Annotated in this window: 16 protein-coding genes; 4 read left to right on the top strand and 12 right to left on the bottom strand. The window is 45.0% G+C overall.

The annotated features are described in order from the left end of the window. Nucleotides 1-11: 11 nt before the first annotated feature. The 6 genes from M5J74_RS23765 to M5J74_RS23740 all read right to left on the bottom strand — a co-directional run bounded on the left by M5J74_RS23765 (nucleotide 12) and on the right by M5J74_RS23740 (nucleotide 6053). Nucleotides 12-1520, bottom strand: a complete 1509-nt coding sequence (locus M5J74_RS23765; RefSeq protein WP_250013498.1) for a GMC oxidoreductase — start codon at nucleotides 1518-1520, stop codon at nucleotides 12-14. Between the two features lie 40 nt (nucleotides 1521-1560). After that, nucleotides 1561-2001: a VOC family protein gene (locus M5J74_RS23760; RefSeq protein WP_250013496.1), complete on the bottom strand. Its 441-nt coding sequence runs from the start codon at nucleotides 1999-2001 to the stop codon at nucleotides 1561-1563. Nucleotides 2002-2037: 36 nt separating this feature from the next. Then, nucleotides 2038-2733, bottom strand: coding sequence for an EthD family reductase (locus M5J74_RS23755; RefSeq protein ID WP_015156472.1), 696 nt, complete (start codon nucleotides 2731-2733; stop codon nucleotides 2038-2040). An 80-nt stretch (nucleotides 2734-2813) separates the two neighbouring features. Further along, the gene (locus M5J74_RS23750) at nucleotides 2814-3404 is read right to left on the bottom strand and encodes a nuclear transport factor 2 family protein (protein WP_250013494.1); all 591 of its coding nucleotides are present in this window, start codon (nucleotides 3402-3404) and stop codon (nucleotides 2814-2816) included. Between the two features lie 28 nt (nucleotides 3405-3432). Further along, the gene (locus tag M5J74_RS23745) at nucleotides 3433-5139 is read right to left on the bottom strand and encodes a thiamine pyrophosphate-binding protein (RefSeq protein WP_250013492.1); all 1707 of its coding nucleotides are present in this window, start codon (nucleotides 5137-5139) and stop codon (nucleotides 3433-3435) included. A 50-nt stretch (nucleotides 5140-5189) separates the two neighbouring features. Then, complete coding sequence (locus tag M5J74_RS23740; RefSeq protein ID WP_106167772.1) at nucleotides 5190-6053, bottom strand: type 1 glutamine amidotransferase domain-containing protein; 864 nt, start codon at nucleotides 6051-6053, stop codon at nucleotides 5190-5192. A 1610-nt stretch (nucleotides 6054-7663) separates the two neighbouring features. On the opposite strand from M5J74_RS23740, the gene M5J74_RS23735 reads away from it, so the two are divergent. Continuing rightward, on the top strand, nucleotides 7664-8242 hold the full coding sequence (locus M5J74_RS23735; protein ID WP_015156467.1) for a hypothetical protein: 579 nt from the start codon (nucleotides 7664-7666) through the stop codon (nucleotides 8240-8242). An 82-nt stretch (nucleotides 8243-8324) separates the two neighbouring features. Here the strand turns inward: M5J74_RS23735 and xylB are convergent, their stop codons facing one another. Together xylB and M5J74_RS23725 are read right to left on the bottom strand one after the other, a co-directional pair. Beyond that, complete coding sequence (xylB, locus tag M5J74_RS23730; RefSeq protein WP_250013483.1) at nucleotides 8325-9788, bottom strand: xylulokinase; 1464 nt, start codon at nucleotides 9786-9788, stop codon at nucleotides 8325-8327. 81 nt (nucleotides 9789-9869) lie between these two features. Further along, a complete protein-coding gene (locus M5J74_RS23725; RefSeq protein WP_015156465.1) occupies nucleotides 9870-10505 on the bottom strand; it encodes a hypothetical protein in 636 nt (211 codons plus the stop codon). Between M5J74_RS23725 and M5J74_RS23720 the strand changes: the two genes are divergently transcribed. Then, nucleotides 10447-10863 carry a hypothetical protein gene (locus M5J74_RS23720; RefSeq protein WP_250013481.1) on the top strand — a complete coding sequence of 139 codons (417 nt, stop codon included), beginning with the start codon at nucleotides 10447-10449 and terminating at the stop codon, nucleotides 10861-10863. The two genes, M5J74_RS23725 and M5J74_RS23720, sit on opposite strands and share 59 nt — an antisense overlap. Before the next feature lie 135 nt (nucleotides 10864-10998). Further along, complete coding sequence (locus M5J74_RS23715; protein WP_015156464.1) at nucleotides 10999-11439, top strand: hypothetical protein; 441 nt, start codon at nucleotides 10999-11001, stop codon at nucleotides 11437-11439. A 159-nt stretch (nucleotides 11440-11598) separates the two neighbouring features. Here the strand turns inward: M5J74_RS23715 and M5J74_RS23710 are convergent, their stop codons facing one another. The 3 genes from M5J74_RS23710 to upp form a co-directional block, all read right to left on the bottom strand. After that, nucleotides 11599-11883 (bottom strand): YggT family protein, encoded by a 285-nt coding sequence (locus tag M5J74_RS23710; RefSeq protein ID WP_015156463.1) that lies wholly within the window; start codon nucleotides 11881-11883, stop codon nucleotides 11599-11601. A gap of 139 nt (nucleotides 11884-12022) precedes the next feature. Next, nucleotides 12023-12373 (bottom strand): hypothetical protein, encoded by a 351-nt coding sequence (locus M5J74_RS23705; protein WP_015156462.1) that lies wholly within the window; start codon nucleotides 12371-12373, stop codon nucleotides 12023-12025. Between the two features lie 57 nt (nucleotides 12374-12430). Then, the gene (gene upp / locus M5J74_RS23700; protein ID WP_015156461.1) at nucleotides 12431-13081 is read right to left on the bottom strand and encodes a uracil phosphoribosyltransferase; all 651 of its coding nucleotides are present in this window, start codon (nucleotides 13079-13081) and stop codon (nucleotides 12431-12433) included. 331 nt (nucleotides 13082-13412) lie between these two features. On the opposite strand from upp, the gene crtH reads away from it, so the two are divergent. Further along, the gene (crtH, locus tag M5J74_RS23695) at nucleotides 13413-14957 is read left to right on the top strand and encodes a carotenoid isomerase (RefSeq protein WP_015156460.1); all 1545 of its coding nucleotides are present in this window, start codon (nucleotides 13413-13415) and stop codon (nucleotides 14955-14957) included. Nucleotides 14958-14974: 17 nt separating this feature from the next. Here the strand turns inward: crtH and mazG are convergent, their stop codons facing one another. Continuing rightward, nucleotides 14975-15796, bottom strand: coding sequence for a nucleoside triphosphate pyrophosphohydrolase (gene mazG, locus M5J74_RS23690; RefSeq protein ID WP_106167773.1), 822 nt, complete (start codon nucleotides 15794-15796; stop codon nucleotides 14975-14977). Nucleotides 15797-15819 lie beyond the last annotated feature (23 nt).

Raw genomic sequence — 15819 nt, 5'->3', positions numbered from 1 at the left:
CTCCCCAAAAGTCATGAATGTTGAATATCCTCAGCCAAAATCCGCTCTAGACAACGCTCGGCGATCGCCGCGATTGTTAGTGCCGGATTGACACAGGTACTAGACCCTGGAATTAAAGCACCATCGACAACATATAGGTGTGAATGCCCTTCCACGCGCCCGCAGTCATCGCAAACTTGACCCATACAGGCTCCTCCCAGTTGATGACCAGTCGTCTGAGAGGCAATCGGAGGCACTTCGCCACCATTTTTCTCGCTCAGCAGTTCGGCTAAATACTTAGCAGCTTCTTTGGCTTTGGGGTCGCTGGCAAAATTTAATTGGACTGTATCTGAAGCTGGGTCGTAGCTAAAGTTGCCTCGATAAGGGGTCATAGCAAAGACAAAGCTACCAATGACATTTTTATTCGGAAAATCTCGTTCAAATCTCGGTAATGGCGCTCGCATCATCACACAGGGAAAGATGGGATTGTCATAATTGAGAACAGCGATCGCACCTGGACCGCCTAAATGCGGGTTGGTAGTTTCTGACAGATTGGTGCGAAAGGCATAGGTATCGCCATCGTTGCCAAATCCCTGTCCTATGCGATCGTTGATTTTTGGTAAATCTCCCTTAGCTTTAGCTTTGATTAGGAGTTCGCAAGTCCCCATGACCCCAGCAGCCATAAACAGGTACTCACAAGTTAAAGTTTGTTGGTTAATAACTTCACCAGAGTCGTTAATTATGTCTACTACAACTGCATAACCACCTTCCGGTCTTTCCGCAACTTTGGTGACAACATGATGAGTGCGAATTTCAACGGCAGCCGTTTCCTCAGCTAACTTCAGGTAGTTTCGATCCAGTGTTTTTTTACCACCACTGTTATTGCCAAACCAAAACTCAGCTGCAATCACAGATGGCACTCTTTTTCCTACCATTTCTTCTCGGACAATATCCCAATCAATTCCCATTGGAAATCGATTAACTCCGTTGATTAAGCCACAATTGGTAGATTCGACATAAGGGAATCCTGCCTTGAGAGCGTGTTGTTCCAATACCTTTAATCCCAGATAATATTCACTTTCTAGAACATCATCTGGAATAGGGGCGCTGCCAATAATAGAGTGGACTCGGGGAAAATAAACAGCATCCATTTCGTCATAGTTAATGGAGCTAGGAAACACCTGCTCGAATAGTTCCTGCGGTGGTTGAATTAAAATTCCCCCATATGCCAAAGAACCACCACCCACACCACACCCGACTAAAAACTTGTAGTCTCCTCTTTCTAAAATTTCGAGTACCCCGGTGTATTTTTCAATCGGAATTCCTTCATAACCTGGAGTTTTTGTGACTGTATTCAGCCACTCTGCTCGTCTATCTGGATTTCTAAATGTTGCAAAAGTTGCATTTTTAGTAGGATCTTCAATTGTCCAGCGCCGTCCCCTCTCTAAAACAAGAGTTTCAACTCCTGCTCGTCCTAAGCGTAAGGCAGCTACTGCTCCACCGAAACCACTGCCGATTACAATTGCTTTGATATCAGTCATGATTTGTGCCTCAATGATTTTGGCGCATCTTGATAGCCGCTTAACGTATGGGTTCAAACGTTTCTAGAAATTGAATGATATTACCTTCGTTGTCTCTGATAAAAAATTCTTTAAAACCGATATCCTTGACAATAACGAGATCCCAAGCAATTTTGATCGGTCGGCTTTTGACCCGTGCGATCGCTGCTTGAATATCATCAACCTTGAAAGTAATCTGGCTGACACCTTGAATTGAAGTGTGTTGCGGCGGATCTGGACGATTTATAGGATGCCAATTCTTATCCTCGATCAATTCGATTCTGACACCGTTTGTCTCAATAAATACAATCCGAGTGCCAAATTCTGGAAACTCTCTTCTTAGGACTTCCTCGAAACCTAATTGCTCTTTGTACCACCTAGCTGTTGCTTCCAGATTCGACACTGCAATAGAAACTCCGAGATGCTTCACAGTAGCTAGAAGACCTTCACTTTTATCTGTCATGATTTTTATCCAAATCGAATACCATGCTCTAGATCGCTAGCGGAATTCTGGACCAATAATCCAATGTTCTTTTGCGACAAAGGTATGAGCATATTTAGGCTCGACAAAATTAGCTAAATCCCACTCAGATTCTTTGCCTTGCGGCGAGTTCAAAGCTTTTTCTAGTGACTGAATGTCATCAAACCACAACTGTGAAACACAGTCGAGGATTGATTCTCCAATAGCGTAGAAACTATCGCGCACGTGACACTGAAGGTAACGCCGCAGACCTGGAAGTTTCAAATCCTTGGGCGCATGAACCTCCAAACTGTATTGACGAAATTCCTCCAGCGGCATCCCAGCCTTACGCTTGACTAGAGCAAAAATTTTAACCAAAGTTGAATCTTTTTTCAAAGGTTCGCCTTCCATCAGGACGTGAGCTGTTGTATCTAGTACCATAGTGCGCCAGAAAGCTGCCCAGTTAGGCTCATCCAGCCGCGCTCCTGCTAAAAACTCCTTTGACTGAAGAGATGCTAGTTGCTCTTCCTCGTTCTCTAGCCATATTTCCGCTACACCACTAAAAAGAGGGTCTTCTGGCTCTTGACCAAATGGGATGCGGGTATCAACCAAGTAACGCTTGATCTGAGAAATCTTACTGGCATAGTAAACTGCATGAAAATTGACCCAGTAATCCTGGAACTCTTTCTCAGTCATACCTGGCTTAGGGTGGGCAAATATAAGTTGATGGATCATATGAAACCTTATGAAGTTAGGAGTAGTGCGTTAGTTGTAGCGATCGGTAAAGTTGTTTGTCTTGAAAGTTATTTCTAAAGTTATTGAATATAGTTCATCGTTGGTGCAGGGACGTTAGGATCGAGGATGAGAGTTCGAGCTTGAAACTTCCAATTTTCGCCAAATTTCACTAATCGATCTTCGTATAATCCAGTTCTAACGATTGTGGCGGGAATACTCTGGATATTCATGGCGATGACATAACATCCTCCTTTAGCACCTCCAAAATCAGGTTCGATCAGGAGGTTATTGTTCCAGTGCCGAGTAGTTTGCACGTCAGGAAAGGCATTGTAAGTATTGATTAACTCCTGCGTCCCTGTCGCCTGTACTATAACTGTCCCATCCGCGCTCGTTAGCGAGAATATACCATCAGGCGTGAATGTATCTGCCCATTTAACAGCGTTATTGCCTTCTTTGAGGGCATCAAGAGTATAGAAATAGTTGCTATTGAGCTGCTGAATCGCCAAGATATCGTTGGATGACAGGGCTCTCTTAGGAGTCTGGGCAGAGAGTTGCAAGGGATTAAAACTACTCAAAACTAGTGCTGAGAGTCCAGCTCCGGTTACAAGCAACATTCTTCGTCTTGTAGTTTTCTGTTGTCGCCTGCTTTGATAGTCCGCCTCTTGATGCATAAAATCTCTCTTCCTAGTACGACAAATCTTACTGCCCACACCTAACGCCGATCGCATTTGGATGAACGTTACCTTCTAAGATCAGCTCAATTAAAAATGGTCCTTGATGGGATAAAGCTTGTTTGATGGCGGGGGCAATCTCTTCTGGCTGCTCGACTCGGACTGCTGCAACTCCCATTGAACGTGCTATTTCGTCAAAGCGAATGGTTGGCTTAGATAAATCAAAGCACAAGGGAAAATCATGCTCTGCAATACCCTGCTCCTTCCAGTAAGCTTGGATATTCAACTGTAAGATTCGGTAAGACCTGTTATTACAGACGATGAACTTAGCATCTACGTTATGGCGAGCGGCTGACCAAAGAGCCTGAATAGTATACATAGCCCCACCGTCACCTGTTAACCCAATGACGGTCTTATCGGGGTTAGCAAGTTTTACACCGATCGCCCCAGGTATTCCTACACCCAAGGAACCACCACGAGTCAGGAAGTAGTGTCCTGCTTTCGTTGTCGGTCTATAGCGTGTAACCGCAGGGGAGTTAGTTAAAGCTTCATCAAAGATAATGGCATCTTCTGGTAATTGAGTTGCCAGTTCTGCCATAAACCGAGATAAATGCAGAGGTACGGCATCCCATACAGCGCGATCGCGTGCCAACTCACTTTCATGTTTGGCTATTTTAGCTTGAGTAATTTCAGTAGTTCGAGCCTTAGCAGATTCTTTCTGTTCTGTTGTCATGATTGCTTCAAGAATATTCGCCAGCTTCGCAATGGTCAGTTGAGGATCGCTGACTATCCCAAGATCGACAGGGTGATTTTTAGCAATCTCATAGGCATTGAGATCGATGTGGATCGCCTTTGCACCAGGAGCAAAGATATTACCCCTTTCAGGGAAAACCTCTGGCAAAAGGTAAGTGCCACAAACTAAATTGACATCTCCCTTAGACGTAATCGGCAAGCTGCGATCGCCAAACATATGTCCTGTTGCACCCTGATACAGGGGATGGGCATGGCTCATGTTCAACTCACCAGCATCTGCTTCCCATACCTCTGCACCTAAGAGTTCGGCAACGCGAGCCAGTTCATCCTGCGCCCCAGAAAAAGCAACTCCATCTCCCACAAAAATCATCGGCTTTTGAGCCGCTGCTAGCATTGTGGCTCCAGTCTTGAGCGTTGCTTCATCTGGCATGACTTTGGTGGAGGGAAACGAAGTTGGTCTTACTTCCTCAACCGCAGGAGCATCCAAAACATCCTGTGGCAAGCAAACATACACTGGTCCGGTTGGAGGAGTGGTTGCAATCTTGATCGCCCGCCGCAGCACCCGTAGGAGCGAGGATGGTTCCATTACCATCGTTGACCATTTGGTAACAGGCTTAGCGAAAGCCACTAGATCGCCTGCCATTTGAGCGTCCATTGCTTGATACTTGATTCCAGCATCTCCACCGATAACCACTAGTGGAGAGTGACCCCGCTTTGCCTGGTAAAGCGCTCCGATCGCATTCCCTAAACCAGGAGTGCTGTGTATCTGCACGACTGTTGGCTTCCGAGTTGCTCGTGCGTAACCATCAGCTGCCATCACTGCAACAGTCTCTTGCAGCGTCAAAATGTATTTCAGATCTGGGTATTCCCAAAGGGCATCAAGAAAACCCTGTTCAACTGTACCGGGGTTACCAAATATGTAACGGATGCCATCTGCCAGAAATTGCTCCAGAATTGCAAAACGTCCAGTTTTATTAATCATCAATTCCGCCTTGTGCAGAACCTATAGCTTTTTCAGCGTTTTCCTCACCGCTACCAACCGTAGCGAGTCAGTCCCTTCTCCAACACTTGCACCAAGATGCGACCGCACTCGCGAGAAGATGCAGTTGAGCGACTGGTGATGAAGGGATAGTCAACAAGAACCGATGTCTGATGTCCTACATTACCAATAAAAGCACCATCCAATCCCACAGCATCGCGAAGGATGAACTCTAGTGGGTAGAAGGGAGGACCAAAGTTAATGTATCCATCTCCAAATCCTCTATTAGAGCCATCAATCCCATGAAAACCTTCAAAGCCCGTACCATCTAAGTAATCATAGTCAATGGGATGACCCGTGACGTGCTTGCCCCAGATCAAGCTCCTTTTCTCTCTAAAGTCTCGTGCAAATGCCAGACAAGCAACACCGTAGCACTCGGCTGCAATTGGCTTATTGAGCTTATAAAAGCCAAGAATCAGCTCGTGCAGTCTCTGATTATTTGCTAGATCGATCATTGCTCCACTACCACCGACGATCGCGAGAGCATCATACTCTCCCAGTTCCTCGGCAACGATCTTATCGAGCTTCATGTAGTAAGCTTCCATATCTCTGAGATAAGTTGGAGAGCTAGGATAAGGTCGCTGAGGTATCCAACTTGCAAGATTTTTGGGTCGGTCTAATCGATTTGACTCATTCACTTGCCGCGTTTTTTCAGCCATTTCTTCCGAGGTCACCGACCTACCCAAGGGTGGATCGATGTAACCTGGCGAGCAACTGACTGATAATGGAGTTGGCTTCTTTCCAGTCGGAGTTAGAAATGTGATGTCATATCCGGCAGCGTCACATGCCTCTAACGGACCAATTAGTTCTTCTCCCCAATAACCCCACTCTGATAGCACCAACAGAATTTTTTTCACGACTTCTTCTCCGCTTACATAGTTTGCTGTGACAGAGCGAACTTCGCTAGGAGCGATGGCTAATAACTTGTACCCCTCCTGAGGCAGTCACGTAGTATTGATTAACTGAGCTTAGAATCAACCAAATTAGGCAATGAGTAAAAGACACAGCTCAATTACTGTCAATTACTGGATATCGCGCCTACAGCCGAGAGGTGTAATAAATTCAGCTGTTTATGAACGTAAGAGCTTCGCATTAAACTTGAATTTACGTTTGGGTGAAAATTGAAAGGTAGAATTGCGAAAATAGAGCATAAAAAAAGAGCGTTTCAGTTTCAGGGATAGTCGTAATTTCATTAAAAATTTATGCTGAAATAGCTACAGTTACTACACAATGGTTTCAGCAAATATTTTATATCTAATTCAATTACTTATTTCTATCCAGTTAGAATTCATCTTGTTCTTACGTTTTTTTAAAGTTGTAACTCGTTCGCTAAAAATGATCTTCGCACGAATGAAATTAGTAATGCTAGCTCAAACCATTACTAAAATAGAACTCACTCCTTTATTTAATTCATATTTGTTTTTTGCATTTGCAGCCTAATTTCATAAAAAAATCATGCTGTAAACACATTCTTTTAATGCTAGAAACTAGTGCTAAACCTATAGCGATGATAAAAAAGATATCTCCAATCGAGCCAAACTTTTCTCGTAACTTATTGTATTTCAAGTTCGTTTATTTTGATTGAATTTCATAGTTTTTTAATAACTGAAATTTTGCTTTAGTAGTTCAGATAGTCTCTATCATTTTAGTAAAAGTCTTTGTCAATTCTCTTCAGGAATTGCCTGAGCTAAGAGACTATTTTGTTTGGTTTTCGAGCGCTCTAAATTATTTTTAGCTTCTAGCGTAATGTAGGTTAGCTAAATATCGGCAATTAGCAACAGATAATATTGCCAAAAAAACAACGGGTTTAGTCAATACTTTTATATTTTTAAGCGAAAATACGCTCAAGCCTCAACTTTAGCTACTAACAAATATCGTTTTGATTAAATTAGAGCTTAATTAAGTTGTATTCATTTTTGACCGAAGTTTATTTGACTTTGTTCTGAAAAGAGCTAAGTAATTTCTAAGCCGTTGAGAGCTTTAATCTAAAAATATATTTAGATCTCAACTCAACATTCAGTTTTAAAAATTATAGTGGATCGATTGTTATTAGAAAACTTAGTCAAGGCACGACTTAACTTTTCTCTATCGTTCACTCTAAATCATTCTCTCGTTTATGCTGAAATAATTTCACATTTAGTAATAATATACCAATTGCTTATATAGTTTTATTGGCACTATTAAACTAGTGTCATTTGCACTCGATAGCTTTGTTTAAAATTACACCAACAGGATTGTATTTTTTAGAAAGACATACAAATTCTTCACCATTAATCGAGCCGTACAGCCTAGCAAAGAGATATTGAAGCTAGTGAAACTCTCAAGTAATTGTAATTGTGACTTCTAACAAACGGTCACTACTTTTGGCAACACAACCTGTGATACGTGGCGCGACAACGCACCTTACTAGTTGATACCATTAGCAAAAAGAGCGATCGCATCTCTTGAGCAGATTTGCAGAAACACTATGGCAAAGCGTAAGAAAACCAATCTCCAGTGGATCAAAGAAACGCTTGAACTAAAGCCCGACCATCGTTGGGAAGCACCATCGAGTTACAAAATTTTTGTCGCAGATCGGGGGGCTGTTCGCTTTAACGTTCCCCAGAATTGGATTTTTGAGCCACAAGAAAGTTCGTTCAAGTTTCGCGATCGCAAACCGCCCAACGATGATTGCTGTCTGGAAATGTCTTTCAATCGCCTGCCACCGCGTGATTGGAGCCTGTTTCCACTAAAATCTACCTTGAAGAAGATCGTAGAAGACGACAGCCGTGACGTTATTGCTAAGGGAGAAATTGTTACCCTTAAGCGCCAAACTGCCAGAATTGTGTGGACGGAGATTAAGTTTATCGACACCCAGGAAGAACCGCGCGAAGCTTTCTCGCGGACTTGCATCGGTTTAGGGTCAAACGTTCAATGCTTGATTACATTCGATTATTGGGCAGACCAAGCAGAACAGTTAACACCCGTTTGGGATGAAGTGATGCGATCGCTCACTTTAGGGCTGTATATCCGCGACCCAATGACTGGTGTGGCTTTTCCAGATTGAACCACAGGTATGAATCGCAAATACATACCATAGGGGGCATAGCTATGCACCCCTACAATAGCGCCCCTACAATGATTTTCTGTTAACGAACGGCTTTGAGGGCTTCGTATAGTAAGCTGTATCGCTTGAATGCTGCTTCGTATGCAGGGTTTGCTTGTGGCTGTACGACTTTATTATCCTGGGGTAGGATCTCAAACGCCGCCTCTAAATCTGGATGCGCGCCAACTCCTACCATTGCTAGAATAGCAGCTCCATAAGCGGCTCCTTCTTCTGAAGAAGGAGCCATCAGTTCTGCTTGTAAAATGTCTGCCAGAATCCGCAACCAAGTGTTAGATCTCACGCCTCCACCCGTTGCTAAGAGTTGATGAACGGGCGTAATCTCACTAACGATCTCCATTGCCGTTCGCAAGCTAAATGCAACCCCCTCTAAAACGGCACGAACCAAATCTGCCTGTGTATGAGCCAACGATAGGTTAACCCAAGCCCCGCGAGTATCAGGATCGAGGTAGGGGCTGCGTTCTCCTGCTAAATGGGGTAGAAATAGCACCCCACGCGCACCAGGTAGCGATCGCTCTGCCATCTCCATCAAATCGGTAAAGGCAAGCTTTGAGGCAAATGTATCTTTGTACCAACGCAGCGCCCCACCAGCCGCTAGCGTCACTCCCAGTAAGTGATAACCACCGTCAGCATGGCAAAACAAATGCACTCGCCCTTCAGGATCGGGAACCGGGCGATCGCACGGGACAAAAATAACTCCCGATGTACCGATACTGAGACTGCCCCGGTTTAAATGACTAGACGAAATACCCAAGCCAATCGCCGCCGCTGCATTGTCACCACCACCCGCAACCACAGGTAATCCAGCAGGTAATCCCGTACGACTAGCTATTTCCGATTTCAACCGTCCGGCGATCGCGGTGGATTCAACTACGGCAGGAAATAGCCCTACATCGATCTCCAAGGCATTCAGTATATCTGCATCCCATTGCCGCGCTAGATTCAAACATCCCGTACCGGATGCGTCAGAAGGCTCTGTCACTGCCTCCCCTGTCAGCACGTATCCAAGATAGTCTTTTGGCAAAAGAATCTGCTGTAGGCGATCGTATGCCTGCGGTTCTGCTGTCTGCAACCACACCACCTTCGGCAGTTGAAATCCCGTAATTGCTGGATTTCCCGTGCGTTGAATTAACTCTTGTCGCCCAATTGCAGTTTCAATGGCATCAACCGCTGTACCCGTGCGCTGGTCGTTCCACAAAATTGCCGCTCTAATCACTTTACCATCTGCATCGAGCGGTACCATACCATGCATTTGTCCAGATAAACCCAGGGCGATCGCTGAGTGTCCGTTCAGCTTTTGCGTCAGATCTGACAGGGCTTCTAGACTAGCTGCAACCCAATCAGCAGGGTTTTGCTCAGTCCAACCAGGTTGTGGTGTTAACAGGGGATAGCTTCTCGTCGTCTGCGCGATCGGTTTCCCTTGGAGATCGACTGCGATCGCTCGCACCCCTCCCGTACCCAAATCTAAACCAATAACAACTTCAGCCAACCGCTTTTTCCCAAATTCACAAATCCTATCTTAGCGATTTTAAAATGGCGATTGGTTTAAGCTCAGAAGAGAAATAAAATATTACCTCTGAAGCCAACGCCAATAATAGCGATTCCACTGATAAATTCCCTGAATTTCATACTCCATACCCGTATTTATTAAACGAATGATGCAACTAGTAATAATATCTTCACCATTACGAACCTCGTTAACTTGAAGCACGGTACAGACAAACCATTGACGGCTGCAAGGTCCTTCATCTTGAACCCACTCCCACAAAGCATTAGAGACCTCAATGCGATCGCCTACTTTCAATTTCATTGGCGGTTCGTCATCAATTTCTACATATTTTTCAAAATGAGATGGTTCGATCCGATTGAGCCAAGATAAGCCAAAGCGATCGCGAATAAATTGGACGCTGCCTGAATCTCGCTCTTGCAGCCAATCGTTCATTAGTTGAACTTTCCAAGGTCGTTCCTGTCGCTCCTTTTCCCTCACAAACTGTAAAAAACTTTGTCGTTGTTCGAGAGTCAATTCGTCTAGAGGATTTATTTCCTGCCACTCCTGACGATTGCTATTTATCAACCCTTCTTTACAGAGTGATTCCAACACCACTTGCCGCAGAATTTGTTGCTGCTGGGGATTCAAAGGGTAATTCATGGCATCGCAGCGGGCGATCGCTGCTTGCAAGGCTGCTTCTATCTCACCTGGAGTCATAGCCAATAGCACGTTACTGCTAATTTCTATTTTCTTAATTATTACAGAGGGGCGAGGAGTGAGGAGACAAGGCAGCGGGGGGAGACAAGGCAGACAAGGGAGACAAGGCAGACAAGGGAGACAAGGCAGACAAGGGAGAGGGGGAGACAAGGCAGACAAGGCAGACAAGGCAGACAAGGCAGACAAGGCAGACAAGGCAGACAAGGGAGACAAGGGAGACAAGGGAGACAAGGGGGACAAGGGGGACAAGGGGGACAAGGGGGACAAGGGAGACAAGGGAGACAAGGGGGACAAGGGAGACAAGGGAGACAAGGGAGACAAGGGAGACAAGGCAGACAAGGGAGACAAGGAAGAATAATTACCGTCAACTGTCAACTGTCAACCAATTACCCATTACCAACTACCAATTACCACTGGTCACCGATAACTGGTCACTGGTCACTGATTAGGGTAAGCTGAGGTTCTAGTCCCGATTAAGATTACAGTTAAAAATATGCGGCGGATTCTGGCTTTAGTTTTCTCTTGCTTTGTGGGAGCGATCGCCTGGTTTAGCCCCTGGTTATATATACCCCCTGCTCATGCCCTGACTCAAATTAAATTAACTAATCTTGATTATCATGAGTGTCCCGCCGAGCTAGCAGCAGGAGCAGTGACAAGTGGTGGTAACACCAGGGCAGCAAAGTGCTTTATTGTCACTGGTAAAGCTGAAAATTCCACGAATAAAACTGTTTATGATGCTGATATTTTCGGACGAGTTTACGATGCTAATAACGACCCGATGATTCAAAACCGCACTCGTCTGGGTTCAATTCCCGAAATCCCACCAGGAGTTAGCGATTTTGAAATGCGACTCTCCGTTCCGGCAAATCAGCCTTTACCTTTACAGTTGAAACAATTTAAAGCAGCAGGTTTTGCTGCCCAAATCCGTAAATAAAGAGGGAACAGGGAACGGGGAACAGGAAATGGGCAAAACTGTTCCCTTCGCTTATTTCCTTCTATAGCCTTTTTCAATTGGATGAAATACAAGATCTGTAGGGGCGCACAGCTGTGCGCCCCTACGAATGTATCGCATCATAACGAGAATCGTTATATCTTAAAAACCCATTGTCGGAGATCCGCTCAATCCACCGACCAAACTACCCGCCAAATTGAGTAAAAGAATTGCCAAGATGGGAGAAATATCAATCCCACCTAGAGGCGGGATAATTGAGCGAAACAAGTTTAAGTAGGGGTCTGTGATTTGGCTCAACGCTGCGAAAGGCTGATTGTACCAGTCAATACTGGGAAACCAGGTCAGCAAAATCCGAATAATAATGAGAACAGAATAAATTTGGATGAAGGTTGCAAGTGTATTTACCAGCAGCTGGGTTGAACTCATAGATGGGTAACTTTCCTGTCAAATATCAATAGTCACAATTCTTTTCAATCTAACCGATCTTTGCGACTAGCAAAGGAGAGAACTGGTTGAGGGTGACATCATCTGTTAGTATCCGCAACCTGAATAGAATAATACTATTCTAGGGCGCGATGTCTTCTTCTCGGTGCGGGACGCGCTCGGAATCCCCTACTCGTTCCCCATTGACTTGTCCTAACGTCAAGCGTACTTCGTCAATTGTCTCATTCAACTGGGCAATTTTATCTTCTAAGCTGCGGCGGGCAATTTCGATACTTTGTTCCGAAGCAGCTTTAAATTGTCGCCGCGATCGCCTGTTGTTAGATCCGGCTAGATTGGCATTGCGTCGATCTGGATCGGCTGCTTGTTCTGACGATCTTTGGGTAACTAGCAGTGCGCCGATCGCACCTCCTAACACACCTCCTACAATCGTCCCGGCGATAAATCCAGTGCTAAATCCATCACGCTGACTCACAATCTCACCATCCCAAAGAATACGATCCCAGCTGCATCTTACCTTATGTGCTGAACCTTATGTACCGAAGGTGCGATCGCCCGCGTCTCCCAATCCTGGCACGATAAAGCCTTGGCTATTCACTCCCTCGTCAATGGTTGCCGTGTATACAACTAAGCCGGGATACGCCACACTTAATTTTTGTAAAGCTGGGGGAGCGGCAACAATGGAAATAATTCGTGTTAGCGCCGGATCGACTCCCCGTTTGGTTAGTTCGCTCATTGTCATCATAATCGAACCTCCCGTTGCTAACATCGGTTCGGTAATCAACACCCGCGTCCCAGGTGGAAACTGAGCTGGTAATTTATTCAGATAGCAACTTGCTTCCAGCGTTTCTTCATTACGCACCAAACCGAGATGGTAAATCGATGCTAAAGGTAATACAGTTTGCGCTGACTCTAGCAATGCTAAGCCCGCTCGTAAAATTGGGACGATCGCGATCGGCACTGTAGGATTAATCATTGTTGCCGGACAAGTAGCTAGAGGCGTTTGCACGGTTAATTCCTCTGTTGGCAACCATTCGCGTACTGCTTCGTAGGTCAACCATCGTCCTAGTTCTGTCATTGCGCTTTTAAATAGCACAGAAGGGGTATCAGCATCGCGAGCAACACCCAACCAATGCTGAATTAATGGGTGGGGAGGAACGTAAACGCGCAGTTGCAATGTCATGAATCTCTAGAAGGCAAGGTGATGCAATTGTTGAATCATCATACTCTGTAGAGACACAAAATTTTGCTAACGGGTAGACACGCGAAATTACTCTCCCTTACATCAGGTAGGTCATCTTGGCAATAGTTGAGAATCTCTTTCATTAGTATTGACATTTATTCTCAATCAAGTTTATATTGTTTCTCAAGTGTTCTCCTCTCTTTAAGGATCGGCAGACGGGATTGGTCAGCAAGTGCGGCTAATCCCTATTTTTTTAGGGGTGAGGAGCGAGGAGCGAGAGGAAGAAAAGGTACACTATAAATTCAGTAAAGACTTTTAAAGTGCTAACCCCATGCCTGCTGTTCTACCTGCCTCTAACCCTTACTCCTCACCCCTCACTCCTCACTCCTCATTTGATGCCATCATCATCGGCTCGGGCATTGGGGGATTGGTGACAGCAACTCAACTAGCAGCCAAAGGCGCTAAAGTCTTAGTATTAGAACGCTACTTGATTCCTGGTGGTAGTGCAGGATACTTCGAGCGAGAAGGCTACCGTTTTGATGTTGGGGCATCAATGATTTTTGGCTTCGGCACGCAAGGAACGACTAACTTATTAACTAAAGCCTTAGCCGCAGTTGATGTGAGCCTGGAGACAACTCCCGATCCCGTGCAAGTTCAATATCATTTACCCAAAGGTTTAGACTTAAAAGTTCACCGCAATTATGAGAAGTTTTTGCAAGAACTGACAGCCTATTTTCCCCACGAACGCCAAGGCATCCGCAAATTTTACAACGAATGCTGGAAAGTTTTCAACTGTCTCAACAGTATGGACTTGCTGTCGTTAGAAGAACCTCGGTATTTGACGCGAGTTTTCTTTCAGCATCCTTTTTCTTGTCTGGGGTTAGCCAAGTATTTGCCTCAAAATGTTGGCGATGTGGCACGACGTTATATTAAAGACCCGCAACTGTTGCAGTTTATTGACATAGAGTGTTACATCTGGTCGGTCGTTCCTGCCAACATGACACCGATGATTAATGCAGGGATGGTGTTTTCAGACAGACACTATGGCGGGATTAATTACCCCAAAGGGGGTGTGGGTCAAATTGCGCTGAAATTAGTAGAGGGGTTAGAAAAGGCTGGCGGGAAAATTCAGTATGAAGCGAGAGTGACAAATATTCTGACTGAAAACGGACGGGCTGTAGGCGTACAACTGACATCAGGAGAAGTCTATCGTGCCAAGCGCGTTGTTTCTAATGCGACTCGTTGGGATACATTTGAAAAATTACTGCCAGCCGAGAAAATGCCTCCCTCGGAACAGAAATGGCAGCAAAGATATCAAAAATCTCCTGGTTTTCTCAATTTGCACTTGGGAGTTAAAGCAGATGTGTTAGCACCAGGAACCGAATGCCATCACGTTTTATTAGAAGATTGGGACAAGATGGAGGCAGCAGAAGGAACGATTTTTGTTTCGATTCCAACTTTACTAGATCCTCAGTTAGCACCTGATGGATATCATATCGTCCACACTTTTACTCCTAGCTGGATAGAGGATTGGCAAGGATTATCGCCTACTCAGTACGAACAGAAGAAAGAAGATGCAGCCGGACGTGTAATCGATCGCCTCGAAAAGATTTTTCCTGGTCTAGATGCAGGTTTAGACTATATGGAGGTAGGCACGCCTCGCACCCATCGTCGCTTTTTAGGACGAGATGACGGGACGTATGGACCCATACCTCAGCGTAAGTTATTGGGATTGTTAGGAATGCCATTTAATCGCACGGCTGTACCTGGGTTGTATTGCGTCGGCGATAGTACATTTCCAGGGCAAGGATTGAATGCAGTTGCGTTTTCGGGGTTTGCCTGCGCTCATCGAATTGCTGTCGATCTGGGATTATAACAGTACAAATAGCAGCATTACGGCAGTTTATCTGATTGCTTTAACTGGGCTTTAGCACGCTGCCAGAGAGCTTCTAATTCTTCTAAAGAGTAATCTGTTAGGGGACGACCTGCTAATGTTTCGACTTGAGATAAGCGCTGAATAAAACGCTGATTTGTACCTTGTAAGGCAGCATCAGGATCGAGATCGTACCACCGCGCTAAATTAATAATGACAAATAGCAAATCTCCCAGTTCTTCTTGTTGCCTTGCAGGAGATTCATGGGCGATCGCCTGTTGAAATTCTGCCAATTCTTCGTTAAATTTTTCCCAGACTCCTTCTACATTGTCCCATTCAAAACCGACTGCCGCAGCTTTGCGCGAAATCTTCATTCCGGCGGTGAGGGGTGGGAGTGTTCGAGCATATCGTAAAAGTTTATTGGTCAGTTTTTCTGCTGCAATTGGCGATTCACCTTTTTCCGCAGCTTTGATTGCTTCCCAATTTTGCCGCACTTGTTCGACGTTTTCTACAGTGACATTGCCAAAGACGTGAGGATGGCGGCGAATTAGTTTTTGGGTAATGCCTTGAGCAACTTCTGCCAAACTAAAATCACCCACTTCTGAAGCAATTTGGGCTTGCAGAACGACTTGTAATAGTAAATCTCCTAGTTCTTCCGCGATCGCATTTTTATCTCCACTCCGAATCGCGTCAACGACCTCATAAGCTTCTTCAGTAACGTAGGGAATTAATGTTTCTGGTGTTTGGACTAAATCCCAAGGACAACCACCATCAGGCGATCGTAATTTGGCTACTACATTAATTAGATCTTGTAAGGCGGCGAGAATTCGCTCTTTTGTCATTGGTAGTTGGTAGTTGGTAGTTG

The sequence above is a fragment of the Chroococcidiopsis sp. CCNUC1 genome (assembly GCF_023546805.1).
Lineage (GTDB): Bacteria > Cyanobacteriota > Cyanobacteriia > Cyanobacteriales > Chroococcidiopsidaceae > Chroococcidiopsis > Chroococcidiopsis thermalis.
The sequence above is the reverse complement of the archived record's forward strand: the minus strand, read 5'-3'. Positions and strand labels throughout refer to the sequence as shown.